Raw genomic sequence first — 17,692 nt, 5'->3', positions numbered from 1 at the left:
GCGAGTAGGCGGCGACGCCGTTGTTCTTGATGCCGCTGCGCCCGAAGGTGTTCTTGTAGAAGTCCCAGGCGTCACGCGTACCGCCCCTTCCGCCTGCCTGCCCTCCTGCCTGCCCTCCCGCCTGCCCTCCCGCCCGCCTGCCTGCCCTCCCGCCCGTCCGCCCGGCCTCCCACCCGACCACCACTGCCGTCCCACGGCATGACATCCGTCTCCTTGGCCTTTGGCGTGAATTCGGCGTGACATCTGTTTCAGGACGGATTGCACACGTTGCCCAATTCAACTTGTTCTCAAACCAAGTTGGCGAATTCGGGGTGGACGGGATGCCGAGGGCGTGCCAGGTTGTGCGGCGTACGGCACACGCAGGGACCGGCACCCCAGGGATCGAAGGGAGCGGTACGCGATGACCGACCAGGTACAGCCGGAGCGAGGCCCGGGAACGACCGGGCCGGGGCCCGACGGAGCCGGATTCACCTACCGAGGAGCCGAGCAGGAGCTGATCGTCGTCGCCCGTCCGGAGGCCAGGCTGCGCGCACGGGCCGAGGGCGTCCGGTCGGCGGCGGGCGCGGACGTCTCCGCCCTCGACATGTTCCTCAGCGACGAACAGCTCGTCCTGGAGCCGCTGTTCGGCAGCGAGGACCGGCTCCGGCAGTCCACGGAGGCGGGCACCGGGAGCGGGCCCGACCTCGCGCTCTTCTACCGGCTGCGCGGCGCGCGCAGCCGTGCCCAGGAACTGCGGGCCCGGATCGCCGCGCTGCCGGGGATCGACGCGGCGTACGTGAAGCCCGGTGCCGTTCCCGCGGCGACGGAACCGGCGGCGTGGACCGGCCGGAGCGCCGACGACGGCCGGCGGCTGAAGGAAGGAGCGCCGGTCACCCCCGACTTCACCAGCAGGCAGGGCTACCTGCGCCCGGCGCCCGAGGGCGTCGACGCGTACTGGGCGTGGCAGCGGCCCGGCGGTGCGGGCCGGGGCGTCACGGTGATCGACGTCGAGGGCGCCTGGCAGCTCGGGCACGAGGACCTGGCGTCGAAGCTCGCCGGGGTCGTGGTCGGCACGCCGCACACGGACCTCGCCTGGCGCAACCACGGCACCGCGGTCATCGGCGTGATCGGCGGCGACCGCAACGAGCACGGGATCACCGGCATCGTGCCGGAGGCCGTGACGGCGGCCGCGTCGTTCCGGGACATCGGGACGGCCGCGGCGATCCACGCGGCGGCGGAACGGCTGGGCCCCGGTGACATCATCCTGGTCGAACTGCACGCTCCGGGGCCCCGGTTCGACTTCGAGGAGCGCGACAGCCAGGAGGGCTACATCGCACTCGAGTGGTGGCCCGACGACTTCGCTGCCATCCAGGACGCGACCTCCCGGGGCATCCTCGTGGTGGCGGCCGCCGGCAACGGCGGCGAGTCGCTGGACGACGCGCTCTACGAACGCCGGCCGGCGGAGTTCCCCGAGTGGTGGCGCAATCCCTTCAACCCCTCCAACCCGTCCTCCGGGGCGATCCTGGTCGGCGCGGGCGCGCCGCCGCCCGGCACCCACGGCCGCGACCACGGGCCGGACCGTTCACGGCTCGCCTTCTCCAACTACGGCGCCCGCGTGGACGCTCAGGGCTGGGGACGCGAGGTCACGACCACCGGTGGCTTCTGGGACCGGCCCGGCGATCTGCAGGGCGGGGCCGAGGAGATCACCTGGTACACGGACACGTTCTCCGGGACCTCTTCCGCCTCCCCGGTGGTGGTCGGCGCCCTGGCCGCGCTGCAGGGCATGCTCAAGGCCGCGGGCCGGCCGCCGATGTCCTCGGAACGTGCGCGTGTCCTGCTGCGGAGCACGGGGTCCCCGCAGCAGGACGCGCCGGGCCGGCCCGCCTCCCAGCGGATCGGCAGCCGCCCGGACATCAAGGCGGCGGTCACCCGGCTGCTGCCGGAGGCGGTCGGCTCGGGCCGCGCCGAGCGGTACTGGGACGAACTGCTGCCGTATCCGCACGAACTCCCGCCGAGGCTCCGGCTGTACGTGTCCGGCGCCTGGCGCAACCTCGACCACCCGTCCCCCGAGATCCGTCAGGCGGTGCACTCCGCCTTCGCGGCGGGACGGCCCGATGTACGGGTCTGGTTCTCGGACGACGAGATCGTCGGCCTGGTCGTCACGGGCTGAGGACGTGGTCCCACCGGACCGAGACGGAACGCAACCAACCATGGATGGAAGGTGGCACCCCGCATGAGCGCGATCCCGCAGATGAGCCAGCAGGGTCAGCAGCAGTACCCGAGCACGTCGCCCTACCAGCAGCAGGGCATCGCCCAACAGCAGCCGTTCGGACAGCAGATGCCCGTCGGACAGCAGATGCCCATCGGTCAGCAGACGTCGTTCGGGCAGCAGATGCCCATCGGTCAGCAGATGCCGGCCGGTCAGATGCAGACCGGGCAGCAGATCCAGCAGCCCTTCAACCGGCACGAGATCGGGCAGCAGGTTCCGCAGTACCTGCAGCAGCAGCTCCAGCAACTCGGCCAGCAGCAGCCGTTCCAGCAACTGCTCCAGCAGCTCGGCGGGCAGCAGCAGCAACAACAGATTCAGCAGATCCAGCAGGGTGAGCCGCTGATCCTGCCGAGCGCCGTCGAGACCCGGGCGCTGGCCATCGGAACGGCCCAGCACTTCCAGGACGTCGTGACCCCGCTCCCGGGCCAGCCGCGGGCGCTGTACCTGTTCATCGACAACGGCTGGCGCCGGCTCGTGCACCCCGACCCGGTCACCCACGACGTGGTCCAGAGGGCCTTCGCCTACGGTCAGCAGGTCTACGGGATCTACGACACCGGCACCGGTGCCCTCCAGTCCGTCATCGTGACCCGGTAGGCGCGGGGGTTCCAGAACACGAAGAGTGCCGGGCGGAGGATCTCCGCCCGGCACTCGGGTGTCCGGCCGCGCTCGTGGGACCGCGGCGGGACGAGGTTCTACAGGGCGACGCCGAGGAGGGCGTCGACGGCCCGCGAGACGACGCCGGGGGCGCCCTCGTCCGTGCCGCCGCTCTCGTGCTGCAGCGCGGCCCAGCGGTCGACCGCGGCGAGCGCGGCCGGTGCGTCGAGGTCCTCGGAGAGCGCGGCGCGGATCTCGTCGACGAGCGCGTCGGCGGACGGCCCGTCGGGACGGGACACCGCGGCCCGCCAGTCGTCCAGGCGCGCGACGGCCTCTTCGAGGACGGCGTCCGTCCACTCCCAGTCGGACCGGTAGTGGTGCGCGAGCAGCGCCAGCCGGATGGCGGCGGGGTCGACCCCGTCACGCCGCAGCCGGGACACGAAGACGAGGTTGCCCTTGGACTTCGACATCTTCTCGCCGTCCAGCGCGACCATGCCGGCGTGGACGTACGCCTTGGCCATGGGGAACTCGCCGGTCAGCACCTGGGCGTGCGAGGCGCCCATTTCGTGATGCGGGAAGGCCAGGTCGGAGCCGCCGCCCTGGACGTCGAAGCTCATACCGAGGTGGTCGAGGGCGATGGCGACGCACTCGATGTGCCAGCCGGGGCGGCCCCGGCCCAGTGAGCCGCCGTCCCAGCTCGGCTCGCCGTCGCGGGCGGCCATCCACAGCATCGGGTCGAGGGGGTTCTTCTTGCCGGGCCGGTCCGGGTCGCCGCCGCGTTCGGCGGAGAGCAGGCGCATCGTGGCGGCGTCCAGGTTGGACACCTTGCCGAAGTCGGGGTCGGACTCGACGGAGAAGTAGACGTCGCCTTCGAGTTCGTAGGCGGCTCCGGCGTCCCGCAGTCGCTCGACGAGCGGCACGATGCCGGGTATCGCCTCGACGGCGCCTATGTAGTGGCGCGGCGGCAGCATCCGCAGGGCGGTCATGTCCTCGCGGAAGAGGGCGGTCTCCTTCTCGGCGAGTCCCACCCAGTCGACGCCGTCGCGTATGGCGCGCTCCAGCAGCGGGTCGTCGACGTCCGTCACGTTCTGGACGTAGTGAACCTGCCGCTTGGTGTCGAGCCACACGCGCTGCACGAGGTCGAACGCGTTGTAGGTCGCCGCGTGTCCCATGTGGGTGGCGTCGTACGGCGTGATGCCGCACACGTAGATACGGGCGACGGGACCGGGGTCGAGGGTGACGAGCCCACCGGTCGCGGTGTCGTGGATCCGGAGGTCGCGGCCCTCACCAGGAAGAGCGGGGACCTCAGAAGCGGGCCAGGCATACATGTCATGAGCCTAACCGGACGGGACTTCCGGATACGAACCGGGCATGAACTGACGTTGGCAAGACCGTGTCGCGCGGTGCGGATGCGGCGGCGCGCTACACCGGGGGCCAGGGGATCGCGGGCCAGTCCCCGCTCGGCTCCGGGTGCTTTCCTGAGGCGAGCAGGCCCTCGACCCTCGCCCGTGTGGCCTCGATCTCGGCGGGTGTGACGAGTTCGGCCAGGCGGGTGGCCAGGGGTGCGCCGGGGGCCAGGGCGTCGCGCAGGGAGGCCAGGACCTGAAGGGCCTCGTCCGTGAGCGGCTCGCCCGCCCAGCCCCACAGCAGGGTGCGCAGCTTGTTCTCGGCGTTGAAGGTGACCCCGTGGTCGATGGCATAGAGGCGGCCCTCCTGCGCGGGCAGCAGATGGCCGCCCTTGCGGTCGGCGTTGTTGATCACGGCGTCGAGGACGGCGAGGCGTCGCAGCCGTGCGTCGTCGGCGTGCACGAGCAGGGCCGTCTCGCCCTCGCCGACCTCGGCGAAGCCGATGGCCTTCCAGCCCTCGGCGGGTTCCTCGCCCGGCACGAGCGCGAGCAGCCCGTCACCGTCCTCGGTGGCGGAGGGCTCGATCCACATCTGGCACATGCCCTCGCCGTACGGCCCGTCGCGCAGCACGGTGGTGGGCACGAGCCCCCAGCCGGTCGCCTCGGAGACCTCGTAGGCGGCGACCTCGCGCTGGGCGAGCGTGCCGTCGGGGAAGTCCCACAGCGGCCGTTCCCCGGCGACGGGCTTGTAGACGCAGAATGCCTCACGGCCCTCGTAGGACACGGAGCAGTAGAGCACCGCGTTCGAGGCCTCGCGGATCCGTCCGCGTACCTTCAGCTCGCCCTGGGCGAGCAGCTCGGCGGTCGTCACGCTCCGCGGCGGTATCCGTTCTGGCGCGGACATACGTGTCCTTCCGGGTCGAGCGGGAGGCTGCACAGCGGGCAGGGGGGCCGGCCGGCGTTGACGACGTCGAGGGCCCGTTTGGCGAAGGCCCGGGCCTGGGATCCGGTGAGCCGGACCCGGAGCATGGGCGGGCCGTTCTCCTCGTCCTGGAGCAGCCGCTCCTCCGCCTCGGCGAGGTCCTCGTCGGACTCCGCCTCGACCTCCACGAGTGCCTGCGCCTCGACGATCATGCGCTGTTCCTCGCCGTCCCAGGCCAGCGCCATGGTGCCGACCCGGAACTCCTCCTCCACGGGGCTGTCGAGGGGGGCGGTGTCGGAGACCTCGGTGGAGGCCATGGCGGGGACCGGGGCGCTGCCTCCGGTGCGCCGGACGACCTCGTCGAGGAGTTCGTCCATGCGCTCGGCGAGCGCGGCGACCTGGGTCTTCTCCAGGGCCACACTCGTCACCCGGGGGCCGGAGGATGCCTGCAGGAAGAAGGTACGGCGTCCGGGCAACCCGACCGTACCGGCCACGAAGCGGTCCGGGGGGTCGTAGAGGAACACCTGACGGGACACGTCCTGTCTCCATTGAATCGGCAGGGGGGCCGGCTGAGCATCGGCCCGCGTCGGCTGAGAACGGGTTGACAACTACTGTGCTGGTTCGACCGCTTCACCCTACTGCGGCCGACGATCACGGTGCGCCCGCACCGCCCCCGACCGGTGCGTCACCCTCGGGGGTTTCCTCGCGCGGGGCCAGGGAGGCGAGATCACCGGTGTCCCCGAGACGCACGAGAAAGGGCCTCAGCCGGGTGTAACGGATCGCGGTGATGGAACACGGTTCCACAGAGATCCGCTGAAAGAGGTCGAGATGAAGTCCGAGTGCGTCGGCGACGAGCGACTTGATGATGTCGCCGTGCGAACACATGAGATAGACCGCGTCGGCGCCGTGGTCGCGCTCCACGCGCGCGTTCCACTCGCGTACCGCTTCGGCGGCGCGGGTCTGCATGGCCCGCATCGACTCGCCGCCCGGGAACGCGGCCGCGGACGGATGCGCCTGGACGACGTCCATCAGCGGCTCGTCCTTGAGCTCGGCGAGTTTGCGGCCCGACCAGTCGCCGTAGTGGGCCTCACCGATGCGTTCCTCGGTGTGCACGGGGACCTCGGGGCGGGCCTCGAGCAGGGGCTGTACGGTCTCTTGGCAGCGCTGGAGGGGGCTGGTGACGACCTCGGCGATCGGCAGCCCGGCCAGCCGGCCGGGCAGGGCCGAAGCCTGCTGCGTACCGCGCTCGTCGAGCGCGACGCCGGGCGTCCAGCCGGCGAGCAGTCCCGCGGTGTTGGCGGTGGAGCGTCCGTGCCGGACGAGGATCAGGGTGGGCATGCGGCCCAGCGTAAACGGACGGCCCGGGAAGGCGGCGGGCCCTGTGGAAAGCGGCCCCCGGCGTGCGGCGGGGCCACGGCGAAGGGAGAATGCGCACCGTGATCGTCGACTGCGCCATCTATCGTGACGGCCGCCGTACCGGGGGCGCCGACGACCTCTCCGAAGCCCTGGCGCAGTGCCGTGCCGGGGGCCACGCGTTCGTGTGGATCGGCCTGCACGAGCCGACGGAGAAGGAGTTCGACCTGGTCACGGAGGAGTTCGGGCTCCACCCGCTGGCGGTCGAGGACGCCCTCAAGGCCCATCAGCGCCCCAAGCTGGAGGTGTACGAGGATTCGCTGTTCGTGGTCCTCAAGCCGGTGTCGTACGAGCCGCGGAGCGACACGGTCACCTCGGGCGAGGTCATGGTCTTCGTGGGCGACTCGTTCGTGGTGACCGTGCGGCACGGCGAGGAGTCGCCGCTCAAGGCGGTCCGGCAGCGGCTGGAGTCGGATCCGGAGACGCTGCGGCACGGGCCGACGGCGGTGCTCCACTCGATCGCGGACGCCACGGTGGACCACTACCTGGACGTGGCGACCGAGCTCGGCACCGACCTGGAGGAGCTGGAGGCGGAGGTCTTCTCGCCCCATCTCGGCGGCTCGCGGCACACCGCCTCGCGGATCTACGCGTTCAAGCGGCAGGTCCAGGAGTTCCGCAGGGCGACGGTGCCGCTGGCGATGCCGCTGGCACGGCTCGCGGGCTCGGGCCTGAGGTCGGCGGACGTACCGTTCCTCGACAGCGAGGCGCAGCCCTTCTTCCGTGACGTCAACGACCACCTGCTGCGGGTCAACGAGTCCGTGGAGAGCCTGGACCGGCTCGTGTCCGACATCCTGTCGGCTCATCTTGCGCAGATGAGCGTGCGGCAGAACGACGACATGCGGAAGATCTCGGCGTGGGCGGCCATGGCCGCGGTCCCCACGATGATCGCGGGGATCTACGGCATGAACTTCGATCACATGCCCGAGCTGCACTGGCTGTGGTCGTATCCGGCGGTGATCGGGGGCATGGTCGTCCTGGAGTTCGCGCTGTTCCGGCTCTTCAAGCGGCGGGGCTGGCTGTAGGTCCGCGCGCGGTTCAGGCGAATTCCGGTGCCGTGGTGGCGGGGCCGTTCAGGGCGCCGCGCAGTTCGGGCATCTCCAGGGTGACCATCCGGCGCCAGCCCGCGGCGCGCTCGTAGGCGTACACGGCGTGGATGCCCGCGGCGAGGACGGCCGCCTTGGCCCGGGACCAGCCGAGGAGGCGGCCCATGTGGGCCATCACGGCGAGGCTGACGTCCCGGTAGACACGGATCTCGGCGAGCGCGCACTCGCGCAGTGCCCGCTGGATGGCGCGGCCGTGGCCGGCGTAGGCGAAGCGCAGCAGTTCCTCGTGGCAGTAGGCGAGGTGGTGGTCCTCGTCGGCCGAGATCATCCGCACCGCGCGGCCGATGTCGGGGTGGTCGGCGAAGTGCTTGCGCAGCATGTCCATCTGCTCGGAGGCGCGCTGCTCGGTGACCCGGCTGTGGGCCAGATAGATGACGATGTCCCGCACGGTGAGGGGCTGATCGCCCTTGAGCTTGTCGTGCGCGAGGCCGATGCCGTGCCGTTCCAGGAGCATCGTGTAGTCGGTGTCGGGCGGCACCTCGACGGGTTCGAGGCCGCGCTTCTTCATGAGGGCGTTGAAGATCCGTCCGTGCTTGTCCTCGTCGGCGCCGTGCCGGGCGATCTTGGGGGCGAGGGCGCGCTCGCTCTCCGGAACCAGTGCGGCGATCCGGGCGTTCTCCCAGCCGCCCTGCGACTCCCCGCTCGCGGCGATGGAACAGAAGAGGCGGTACGACTCGTCGTTGTCGAGGATTTCCTGGAACAGGCTCTTGGCGGACAGCATGATTGACACCCTCTCTGCAGAGTTGTGCAGAAAACGAGTCAAATGGGTTGTCTGGGACCCGGCAACCGATGTGTCCGACAAATCCGCCGAATGATGGACGGCGCGGCGGGCCCGGACGCGTAACCAAGGGGCCGTCGGCGCGTTGTTCCCCGTGACGGCCGTGGCGGGGAAGACCCCCGAGCCCCCACCACGGCCGCAGAAACCTCCCGGCGGCGATTCCGCCGGGGTTACGCGAGTCCGGCCCGCTCCAGGGCGTCGGAGCCGGCCCGCAGCGAGGCGATCCGGTCCTCCAGCGTGAAGCCCGCGGGGGCCAGCGTGAGCGTGGTGACACCGACGGCGGCGTACGCCTGCATGCGGTCGGCGATGCGGTCGACCGAGCCGAGCAGGGTCGTCTGGTCGATCAGCGTGTGCGGGACGGCGGCCGCGGCGCCCTCCTTGTCGCCGGACAGGTACTTGTCCTGGATCTCGGCCGCTTCCTTCTCGTAGCCCATGCGCTGCGCGAGCTGGTTGTAGAAGTTCTGCTTGCGGCTTCCCATGCCGCCGACGTACAGGGCGGTGTACGGGCGGAACATGTCGGCGAGCGCGGGGACGTCCTTGTCGGCGCCGACGGCGAGCGGCAGGGTCGGGCAGACGTCGAACCCTTCCATCGTCTTCCCGGCCTTCTCGCGTCCCGCGCGCAGGTGGGTGAGCGCGGTGTCCTCGATGTGCTCCGCCGAGGGGAAGATGAGCAGCGCGCCGTCCGCGATCTCGCCGGTCTGCTCCAGGTTCTTCGGGCCGATCGCGGCGATGTACAGCGGGATGTGCTCGCGCTCCGGGTGCACGGTCAGCTTGAGCGGCTTGCCCGGACCGCCGGGCAGCGGCAGGGTCCAGTGCTCACCCTCGTACGACAGCCGCTCGCGTGTCATGGCCCTGCGCACGATCTCCACGTACTCGCGGGTGCGGGCGAGCGGCTTGTCGAACTTGACGCCGTACCAGCCCTCGGAGACCTGCGGGCCGGAGACGCCGAGGCCGAGTCGGAAGCGGCCGCCCGACAGCGAGTCCAGCGTCGCGGCGGTCATCGCGGTCATCGCGGGCTGGCGGGCCGGGATCTGGAAGATGGCCGAACCGACGTCGATACGCTCGGTCTGGGCGGCGACCCAGCTCAGCACGGTGGCCGCGTCCGAGCCGTACGCCTCGGCGGCCCAGCAGACGGCGTATCCGAGCCGGTCGGCCTCCCGGGCGACGGCGAGGTTGTCCGCGTCCATTCCGGCGCCCCAGTAGCCGAGATTGATGCCGAGCTGCATGGCCGATCCCCTTACCGATCAGTAACGTCCCTTGTGCCCGAGACCCTAGCGTGCGGGCGCCCCTGGCGGGGAGCGGCCTTCCGCTGGATTTCCGTTGTCCACAGGCCCCCACACCGCCGGTGCCGGACAGTAATCTCGGCGTCCATGGAGCAGAGGCATCTCGGCCGTACCGGCCTGCGTGTTTCCCGGATCGGACTCGGCACCCTCACGTGGGGGCGGGACACCGACGAGCATGACGCCGCGGACCTCTTGAAGACGTTCTGGGAAGCGGGCGGGAACCTCGTCGACACGGCGGACGTGTACGGCGACGGGGAGGCCGAGTATCTCCTCGGGCAGCTCATGGAAGGGCTCGTTCCGCGCCGGGACCTGGTCATCTCGACGAAGGCGGGGAGCGTGCGCGAGTCGGACCGCCGCTTCGACGGCTCGCGCAGTCATCTGCTGTCGGCCCTGGACGCCTCGCTCGCCCGCCTGGGCACCGACCACGTGGACGTGTGGCACGTGCACGCCTACGACCCCGACACGCCGCTCGACGAGACCCTCCAGGCTCTCGACCTGGCCGTCAGCAGCGGTCGCGCGCGCTACGCGGGCGTGTCCAACTTCTGCGGCTGGCAGCTCGCCAAAGCCGCCACCTGGCAGCTCTCGGCACCCGGTATACGCACCCGGCTGGCCAGTACGCAGATGGAGTACTCCCTGCTGCAGCGCGGCATCGAACGGGAGGTGCTGCCCGCCGCCCTCGACCTGGGCGTCGGCCTGCTGCCCTCCTCGCCGCTCGGGCGCGGTGTGCTCACCGGCAAGTACCGGACAGGGACACCGGCCGACTCCCGAGGCGGTTCGGAACACCTCGCGCCCTTCGTGGCGCCCTATCTCGACGAGACGGCGAGCAGCGTCGTGGAGGCGGTGTCGACCGCGGCGGACGGTCTCGCCGTGACCCCGCTCCACGTGGCGCTCGCCTGGGTCCGCGACCGGCCCGGGGTCGTCGCGCCCGTCGTCGGCGCGCGCAACGCGCAGCAGCTCGCGGCCGCGTTGTCAGTGGAGGCGCTTAGTCTTCCTGACGAGATCTGCCGGGCGCTCGACGACGTGTCGGCCCCGGTGCACCACTATCCCGATCACGACTGGAGCACGCTGTGAGCACGGAGCCCGAGACCACTCAGGACGCGGAGCCGGGGACGCCGGACGCGGACACGGCCGCCGGCGACTCTGAGCCGACGGGCGAGGACGTGGACCGGGCGGACGCCCGCTCCGGGGACGGGGACGGGGATGTCTCCGGGGACGAGGGCGAGGGCACCGGCGAAGCCACGGGCGCCGAGGGGGCCGGGTCCGCCGAAGGGGCCGCGCAGGTGTCCGAGGCGGCCGCCGAGCTGGCGGCCCAGCGTGTGGAGCGGGAGCGGATCGATCGGCGCAAGGCGGAGAAGCAGGCGCCGATCGAGGCCGGCGGCAAGCTCAGCGGTACGGCCGCGGACCTGCTCGCGGCGGTGCGGGCCGTGGAGAGCGGCGAGAAGCCCGTGGCCACCGCCTTCCGCGAGCCGGATCCCGCTCCGCGCCGGGCCGCCCCGGAACCCGTGCGGCGACCGCAGCCGCTCGCGGCGCCGGCCGCACCGGCACCGGGCGCGCCGCCGGAGGCCGTCGCGGCCGTCCGTGCCGTGCTGGCCGGGGCCGGCGCTCCCGAGTCGCTCGCGGCTCAGGCCGTCGCGGTTCTGGGCGAGGGCGCGGACGGCATGCTCCGCGAGGACCCCTGGCAGTTGCTGAGGGTGCCCGGGGTGCGGCCCGAGCAGGCCGACGGATTCGCCCGGGCGCTGCTCGGCGCGGAGTGCGGTCCGGACGACGAACGCCGTGGCACGGCGCTGACCGTGTGGCTGCTGGAGCAGGCCGCCGTCGCCGGGCACACCGCGCTGGACGCCGCGGCCCTCAGCGCGGCGCTCTCCCAGCGCTCGGTGCCCGACCCGGACGCGGCCGTGCAGAGCGCTCTCGCGGAGGGCGAGGCCCTGGTCTTCCAGGACGCGCTGGACACCGCTCCCCCGGCCGCGGCGGCCCCGGACGAGGACGCGGAGGAGGAGCAGGAGCGCCCGGTGCGGATCCTGATCGGCCTGGAACGGTACGCGCTGGCCGAGGAGAGCCTCGCCGACGGGCTCGCCCGGCTGATGAACTCGGTGCCGAAGGAGGACGGTTCGGCCGCGGACTGGGAGCGGGAAGCGGCCTCGGCACCTCGCTCGGCCGGGGAGCTGATCCGCGCGGTCGCCGCCCACGGCCTGGTGCTGCACACCGGTGGCGAGGCCTCGCGGTCCGAGGCGGCGGCGCTGCTGCACGCGGCCCGCGCGCTCGGACTGCGCGGCTGGGCCGCCGCACACACCTCCGGCGGGCGCGACGGCTTCGCCGCCCGACTGGCCCGGCACGAGGCGGCGGACGGCGCCGCGGACCGCCCCACGGGCGACGAGGCGACCGGAGCCGCCACGGTCGCCGGGCTTCTCTCCGGCGCCGAAGGCCCGGGCCGGGACGCGGACGGCGCCCTGGACCTGGACGTCCTGGTCGTCCTGGACGCGCCACAGCTCGACGTCGAGACGGCGGCCGTGCTCGCGGAGTCGCTGCCGGACGGGGCGCGTCTCGTGCTGAGCGGTGATCCGGGTGTGCTGTGGTCCGCGGGCCCCGGCCGGGTCTTCGCGGACCTGCTCGCCGCCCGCGCCTGCCCGCAGGTGGCCTCGCGGACCCCCGACCCCGGGCCCATCGGCGAGCTGGTCTCCGGGATCGGCATCGGCGAGCTCAACCAGGTCGAGGCGCCCGGCAAGGAGGTGGTGATCGTCCCGGTGCACGACGCGGGCGAGGCGGTCCACCGGACGGTTCAGCTCGTCGCGGACTCGGTGCCGCGCGCGATCGGCATCCCGGCCGAGCAGACCCAGGTCATCACCCCGGGGCACGGCGGCCCGGTCGGCACCCGTGCGCTGAACACCGCCCTCAAGGAGCGGCTGAACCCCGGTCCCGGCCGCTTCGGCGGCTTCGACCCGGGCGACCGGATCGTCCACTCCCCCACGCCGGGCCGTTCGCTGCCGGGCCGTGTGGTGAAGGCCGACGCCGAGGGGCTGCACCTGGACTGCTCGGGCACTCCCGTGGTCGTAGCGAAGGAGCGGGTGGAACAGACCCTGCGGCACGGCTGGGCGCTCACCGCGCACCAGGCGGTGGGGCTGCGCTGGCCGGCCGCGGTCGTGGTGCTGCCGGGCGACGCCGCGGCGGCCCTGACCCGGCCCTGGGTCTACACGGCCTTCGGGCGGGCCGAGCGGCATCTGTCCGTCGTGCACGGAGTGGAGCAGGCGCTGCCGCACGCGGTGGCCGAGGTCCCGCAGAAGCCGCGCACGACCCGCCTGCAGGCCCTGCTGAAGGCGCAGACGCCGACGTCGGGCGGCTGATCCCGGGAGGGGCGGGGACCGTGGGGGCCCGGGCCGGCCGTGGGGCCCGGGCCTGCCGTGGGGCCCGGGCCTGCCGTGGGGCCCGGGCCTGCCGTGGGACGCGGGCCTGCCTTGGGCTCGGGCTGGCCTTGGGCTAGGGCGGCCGTGAAACCCGGGCGGCATAAGACCCGGGCGGTCGTGGGGCCTGAACGCACGGGTGGCGGTCACCGGGGTCCGGTGGCCGCCACCCGCGGGGGCACTTGCGTGCCGGGTCGTCTCAGCGATCCGCGTCCAGCCGGTCCACGGAGTCGTTGTCCGCGCCGGAGCCGAGGTCGTCGTCCAGGTCGTCGTCGTCCGACTCCTCGTCGAAGACCGCGCTGACGTCGAAGCGGCAGACGACCCGCTGCGGGTCGATCGACTCGAAGGGCGTCTCCAGCCATTCGCCGGGCTCGGCCGGTTCGTCCGCGGCGGTCACCCAGAGCGTGGAGTCGCCCTCCTCCAGTCCGAACTCCTTGTGCCGGCTGGCGATCTCGTCCGGCTCGAACTCTCCGAAGAGGACCCCCAGCGCACCGTGAACGGTGCCGGCGGCCGCGTCGAAGCCCTCGTCGGCGGTGGCGCCGTCCTCCTCCACCGCCTCCACCCGCTGGGCCTGCGCCAGCAGCCGCTGGGGCTCCACCACCGCGTAGTCCCGGCGGATCACCACGCTCAGCGCGTTCGGCTCCTCGGGTCCGGTGTACGGAGGCAGCGTGTCGTCACCGCCGGGGATCTCGAAGGGCGTGACCTCGTCGTAGCGGTCGTAGAGGAGCTCGTCGTACTCCTCGGCCGCCGCGGCGAGCTCGTTGAAAGCCTCGTAGACGTCCGGGTCGTCATCGCCCGTCCTGCGCTCGACCGCGGCCAGGTGGCGGTCGAGTGCGGTCTTGACAGCCTCTGCGGCGGCGCGTACCTCGGCAGCGGTGGGCTGCACAGCATCAGACATAGTGCAGACGCTATCCGTACAGGGGCTCTGCCCGCACAATAGATGCGATGCCGGAATACGAATTTGTCGACGTGTACGTACCTCGCGGGGTCTCCCGCAACGAGACGACACGTCTGCTGACGGACCATGCCGAGTACGGACACTGGGAGTTGGACCGCCTGAGCCTGCTCCGCGACGGCAGCCGCAGAGTGCGGTTGCGCCGCCGGATCATCCGCCAGGTACGCGCCACGTGGTGACAGACGGCCGCTGAACCGGTACGGGCCCCGCCGACGCGAGGCCCGCACCGTCACTCACGTCACGGGGGAAGGCCGTGGCGCCCCGTTCGCAGCCGTGCCGCGCGGTGATCAGTACTGCGCGCGTGAGGGCGCGTCTGCGCCTCACCCACCGATGTGATCATCGCAACTTCTCCGGCTTGGATCACGTCGCCACGTCACGCGGCGGCACGCGCCCGGCGGTAGAGCACGGCGCCGGCCAGCAGCGCGGCGGCTGCCGCCGGTACGGCCGCTCCGACCGGCAGCTCACTGCCCGTGTGGGCCAGCTCGGCACCCCCGTCCGCGGCCGGCGTCCGCACGTCGGCCCGCGAGCCGGGCCGACCGGCCTGCACGGCACCGGCGCGGTGCTTGCCGCCGCCCGAGGTGGACGTGCCCGGGTGTCCGGAGGTACCGGGGTTGGCCGGGTGACCAGGGGTTCCGGGGTGGCTCGGGTGACCGGGCGTTCCGGGGTGGCCGGGGTGGCTCGGGTGTCCCGGCTCGCCAGGGTGACCGGGGTGTCCGGGGTGTCCGGGGTGACCAGGATGCTCACAGTCACCGTCGTGGCCAGGGTGGCTCGGCTGACCGGGGTGACCTGGATGCCCGGGGTGGCCAGGGTGACCCGGGTGTCCGGGCTGACCCGGGTGACCGGGGTGTCCGGGGTGGCTCGGGTGACCCGAGTGGTGGCCGCCCTCGCCCCCTCCGTTCGCGCACCTGTCGCCCCCCGCCGCGTTGCCGATCCCGACGACGTTCACGCTGTTGCCGCAGACGTTCACAGGGGCGTCGACCGGCACCTGTACGTGGTTGCCCGAGCCCACGCCCGGCGAGTGGGCGGCGCTGCCGCCGGCCCGTGAGCCGCCGGAGTGGGTCCGGCCGGCCTGACCGCTCTGCTTGCCGTGACCGCCCTGATGTCCCCGGCCCGCGGACGAACCGCCTCCGCCGCCGTGGTTGGCACAGGTGTTGCCCATCGCCGGGTTGAGCAGCCCGACCACGTTCACGGTGTTTCCGCAGACGTTGACCGGCACGTTCACGGGCGCCTGCACGGTGTTGCCCGACAGCACGCCGGGAGAGTTCGACGCGGAACCGATCGCGCCCGAGTCGGCGTGCGCGGAGACGCTGGTGACCGCGAGGACACCACCGGCCGCCGCCACGGTCATCAGGCCTTTGCGGGTGACCTGTCGCATAGCTGAAATCCCTGCCTTCAGTCCTGGGACGTGGACCAACAGTCCTGGGGACGTGGACCATCGAGAGCACGCGCACACCACCGGGCGTACGCGGGAAAGCCGGTCGGCCCCGGAGCGCATGGCGCGCACTCCGGGGCGGACGAGCTCAGACCTTCACGAAGTGACCCTCACGAGGAGACCCGGGGGATCTCCCTCATGGGATGAGGCGCGACGTCAGTGGTTGAAGCAGGTGTTGCCGAAGGCGGGGTTCAGCAGCCCGATCACGGAGACCGTGTTGCCGCAGACGTTCACCGGAACGTGGACGGGCACCTGAACAACGTTGCCGGAGGCGACACCCGGGGAACCCACCGCGGCACCCTGAGCGCCGGAGTCGGCGGCGGCCAGACCCGCACCCGCGAGAACCAGACCACCCGTGGCGACAGCGGCAGCGACGATCTTCTTGATCATTATTCCTCCTGGTAGGCAAAACGCGGTCCAAAGCAGCGGATCGCAACACCTGTAACGAGGAGGGAGTAGTAGAGCTATGGGCTTATGGTCGCATTCACCCGTCCCGGGCGATCTCCGCACGTACGGGCGAATGCCGGCGTCAACACCCCGCGCCTCCCGGGCAGTTCGGCAGGTCAGCCCGCCGACGCCCGGGCGGGGCGGGCCGCCGGCGTCCCGTCAGGACGCGTCGATGAATCGGTCCAGTACACGCACGCCGAACTGGAGAGCGTCCACCGGAACCCGCTCGTCGACTCCGTGGAACATCCCCGCGAAGTCCAGCTCCGGGGGCAGCTTCAGCGGGGCGAAGCCGAAGCAGCGGATGCCGAGATCGGCGAAGGACTTGGCGTCGGTGCCGGCCGAGAGCATGTACGGCACGGCGCGGGCGATCGGGTCCTCGGCCGAGAGCGCGGTCTGCATGGCGTCGACGAGCGCACCGTCGAAGCCGGTCTCCAGCGCCTTGTCCGCGTGCACGTCCTCGCGCTTGACCCGGGGACCGAGGATCCGGTCGAGGTCGGCGAGGAACTCCTCCTCGTAGCCCGGCAGATAGCGGCCGTCGACATGCGCGGTGGCCTGCCCCGGAATCACGTTGACCTTGTAGCCGGCGCCCAGTTGGGTCGGGTTGGCGGTGTTCTGCAGCGAGGCGCCGATGAGCTTGGCGATGCCGCCGAGCCTGGCGAGCGTCTCGTCCATGTTCTCGGGGTCGAGCTCGGTGCCCAGGGCGTCGCCGAGTTCGTCCAGGAAGTGCCGCAGGGTCTTCGTCACCCGCACCGGGAACTTGTGCCGGCCGAGCCGCCCGACGGCCTCGGACAGCTCCGTGATCGCGTTGTCCTTGTGGATCATCGAACCGTGCCCGGCGGTGCCGTCCACGGTCAGCTTCATCCAGTGCATGCCCTTCTGCGCGGTCTCGACGAGATACAGCCGCAGCTTCTCGTTGACCGTGAAGGAGAATCCGCCGACCTCGCCGATCGCCTCGGTGACACCCTCGAAGAGGTCCGGGTGCTTGTCCACCAGGTGCCGGGCGCCGAACGTCCCGCCGGCCTCCTCGTCGGCGAGGAAGGCGAGGACGATGTCACGCGGAGGCTTGCGGCCGGTGCGCATCCGCTCCCGTACGACGGCGAGCGTCATGGCGTCCATGTCCTTCATGTCGACCGCGCCACGGCCCCAGACCATCCCGTCGGCGATCTCGCCCGAGAAGGGGTGGTGGGTCCAGTCCACCGCGTTGGCCGGTACGACATCGGTGTGGCCGTGGATGAGGAGCGCGGGCCGCGAGGGGTCCTCGCCCTCGATGCGGGCCACGGTGGAGGCACGGCCCTTGTGCGACTCGAAGACCTGGGGTTCGAGGCCGACCTCGGCGAGCTTCTCGGCGACGTACTCCGCGGCCTTGCGCTCGCCCGGGCCCGAGTGGTCCCCGTAGTTGCTGGTGTCGATCCGGATCAGCTCACGACAGAGGTCCACGACCTCGTCCTCGCCCGTGACGTTCCTGGTCGTGCCGCTCTCGCTCACGCTGGTTCCTCCCGCTGTCGCCGCTGGTGGTCACCCTCATCCTCTCCCCCACCCGCCCTCCTGCCCAAGGGCGGCCCCGGCCCGTCACACGCCGTTCACGCCGCGACGGGGGGTGATCGGGGCCCCTCGAAAGCCTGGTAATGTTTCACCTGTCGCCGCGAGGGAAACCCCGCGCGACAAACACCTTGTCCGGGTGGCGGAATGGCAGACGCGCTAGCTTGAGGTGCTAGTGCCCTTTATCGGGCGTGGGGGTTCAAGTCCCCCCTCGGACACCAGCGAGACCCCACTTCG

The 17,692-nt window shown here is 72.0% G+C and carries 17 protein-coding genes and 1 tRNA gene; 7 read left to right on the top strand and 11 right to left on the bottom strand.

Annotation, left to right across the window (positions count from 1 at the left end; genetic code table 11):
• On the bottom strand, positions 1–205 hold a 205-nt coding region (locus ACWEBX_RS32090), incomplete at its 3' end, for a hypothetical protein (RefSeq protein WP_451888283.1).
• Between the two features lie 195 nt (positions 206–400).
• Here ACWEBX_RS32090 and ACWEBX_RS32085 point away from each other — a divergent pair.
• Together ACWEBX_RS32085 and ACWEBX_RS32080 are read left to right on the top strand one after the other, a co-directional pair.
• Complete coding sequence (locus tag ACWEBX_RS32085; protein ID WP_451888282.1) at positions 401–2,149, top strand: S8 family peptidase; 1,749 nt, start codon at positions 401–403, stop codon at positions 2,147–2,149.
• A 63-nt stretch (positions 2,150–2,212) separates the two neighbouring features.
• Positions 2,213–2,842, top strand: a complete 630-nt coding sequence (locus ACWEBX_RS32080) for a hypothetical protein (RefSeq protein ID WP_451888281.1) — start codon at positions 2,213–2,215, stop codon at positions 2,840–2,842.
• A 98-nt stretch (positions 2,843–2,940) separates the two neighbouring features.
• Here ACWEBX_RS32080 and mshC read toward each other — a convergent pair whose 3' ends face one another.
• The 4 genes from mshC to ACWEBX_RS32060 all read right to left on the bottom strand — a co-directional run bounded on the left by mshC (position 2,941) and on the right by ACWEBX_RS32060 (position 6,448).
• Entirely contained in the window at positions 2,941–4,170 is a 1,230-nt protein-coding gene (gene mshC / locus ACWEBX_RS32075) for a cysteine--1-D-myo-inosityl 2-amino-2-deoxy-alpha-D-glucopyranoside ligase (RefSeq protein WP_451888280.1), read from the bottom strand.
• Between the two features lie 94 nt (positions 4,171–4,264).
• Positions 4,265–5,092, bottom strand: a complete 828-nt coding sequence (locus ACWEBX_RS32070; protein WP_451888279.1) for an SCO1664 family protein — start codon at positions 5,090–5,092, stop codon at positions 4,265–4,267.
• Positions 5,056–5,646: a DUF3090 domain-containing protein gene (locus ACWEBX_RS32065; RefSeq protein WP_451888278.1), complete on the bottom strand. Its 591-nt coding sequence runs from the start codon at positions 5,644–5,646 to the stop codon at positions 5,056–5,058. The genes ACWEBX_RS32070 and ACWEBX_RS32065 overlap by 37 nt, the downstream gene beginning before the upstream one ends.
• Before the next feature lie 115 nt (positions 5,647–5,761).
• Positions 5,762–6,448: a histidine phosphatase family protein gene (locus ACWEBX_RS32060; protein ID WP_451888277.1), complete on the bottom strand. Its 687-nt coding sequence runs from the start codon at positions 6,446–6,448 to the stop codon at positions 5,762–5,764.
• A 98-nt stretch (positions 6,449–6,546) separates the two neighbouring features.
• Between ACWEBX_RS32060 and corA the strand changes: the two genes are divergently transcribed.
• The gene (gene corA / locus ACWEBX_RS32055) at positions 6,547–7,545 is read left to right on the top strand and encodes a magnesium/cobalt transporter CorA (protein WP_451888284.1); all 999 of its coding nucleotides are present in this window, start codon (positions 6,547–6,549) and stop codon (positions 7,543–7,545) included.
• Positions 7,546–7,558: 13 nt separating this feature from the next.
• Here corA and ACWEBX_RS32050 read toward each other — a convergent pair whose 3' ends face one another.
• Positions 7,559–8,347: a ferritin-like domain-containing protein gene (locus ACWEBX_RS32050; RefSeq protein ID WP_451888276.1), complete on the bottom strand. Its 789-nt coding sequence runs from the start codon at positions 8,345–8,347 to the stop codon at positions 7,559–7,561.
• 227 nt (positions 8,348–8,574) lie between these two features.
• The gene (locus ACWEBX_RS32045) at positions 8,575–9,630 is read right to left on the bottom strand and encodes an LLM class F420-dependent oxidoreductase (RefSeq protein ID WP_451888275.1); all 1,056 of its coding nucleotides are present in this window, start codon (positions 9,628–9,630) and stop codon (positions 8,575–8,577) included.
• 144 nt (positions 9,631–9,774) lie between these two features.
• Here ACWEBX_RS32045 and ACWEBX_RS32040 point away from each other — a divergent pair, with 144 nt between their 5' ends.
• The gene (locus tag ACWEBX_RS32040; RefSeq protein WP_451888274.1) at positions 9,775–10,758 is read left to right on the top strand and encodes an aldo/keto reductase; all 984 of its coding nucleotides are present in this window, start codon (positions 9,775–9,777) and stop codon (positions 10,756–10,758) included.
• The gene (locus ACWEBX_RS32035) at positions 10,755–13,025 is read left to right on the top strand and encodes a helix-hairpin-helix domain-containing protein (RefSeq protein ID WP_451888273.1); all 2,271 of its coding nucleotides are present in this window, start codon (positions 10,755–10,757) and stop codon (positions 13,023–13,025) included. Before ACWEBX_RS32040 ends, ACWEBX_RS32035 begins: the two co-directional genes overlap by 4 nt.
• 256 nt (positions 13,026–13,281) lie before the next feature.
• On the opposite strand, the gene ACWEBX_RS32030 is transcribed toward ACWEBX_RS32035, so the two are convergent.
• Entirely contained in the window at positions 13,282–13,980 is a 699-nt protein-coding gene (locus ACWEBX_RS32030; protein WP_451888272.1) for a hypothetical protein, read from the bottom strand.
• 47 nt (positions 13,981–14,027) lie between these two features.
• Between ACWEBX_RS32030 and ACWEBX_RS32025 the strand changes: the two genes are divergently transcribed.
• On the top strand, positions 14,028–14,216 hold the full coding sequence (locus ACWEBX_RS32025) for a DUF5703 family protein (RefSeq protein ID WP_451888271.1): 189 nt from the start codon (positions 14,028–14,030) through the stop codon (positions 14,214–14,216).
• 194 nt (positions 14,217–14,410) lie between these two features.
• Here the strand turns inward: ACWEBX_RS32025 and ACWEBX_RS32020 are convergent, their stop codons facing one another.
• The 3 genes from ACWEBX_RS32020 to ACWEBX_RS32010 form a co-directional block, all read right to left on the bottom strand.
• Positions 14,411–15,412, bottom strand: coding sequence for a chaplin (locus ACWEBX_RS32020; RefSeq protein WP_451888270.1), 1,002 nt, complete (start codon positions 15,410–15,412; stop codon positions 14,411–14,413).
• A 213-nt stretch (positions 15,413–15,625) separates the two neighbouring features.
• Positions 15,626–15,859: a chaplin ChpH gene (gene chpH / locus ACWEBX_RS32015; protein WP_451888269.1), complete on the bottom strand. Its 234-nt coding sequence runs from the start codon at positions 15,857–15,859 to the stop codon at positions 15,626–15,628.
• Positions 15,860–16,075: 216 nt separating this feature from the next.
• Positions 16,076–17,401 (bottom strand): M20/M25/M40 family metallo-hydrolase, encoded by a 1,326-nt coding sequence (locus tag ACWEBX_RS32010; protein ID WP_451888268.1) that lies wholly within the window; start codon positions 17,399–17,401, stop codon positions 16,076–16,078.
• Between the two features lie 187 nt (positions 17,402–17,588).
• Between ACWEBX_RS32010 and ACWEBX_RS32005 the strand changes: the two genes are divergently transcribed.
• Positions 17,589–17,676, top strand: a tRNA-Leu gene (locus ACWEBX_RS32005).
• Positions 17,677–17,692: the final 16 nt, after the last annotated feature.

Source organism: Streptomyces sp. NPDC005070 (assembly GCF_053600395.1).
The sequence above is the reverse complement of the archived record's forward strand: the minus strand, read 5'-3'. Positions and strand labels throughout refer to the sequence as shown.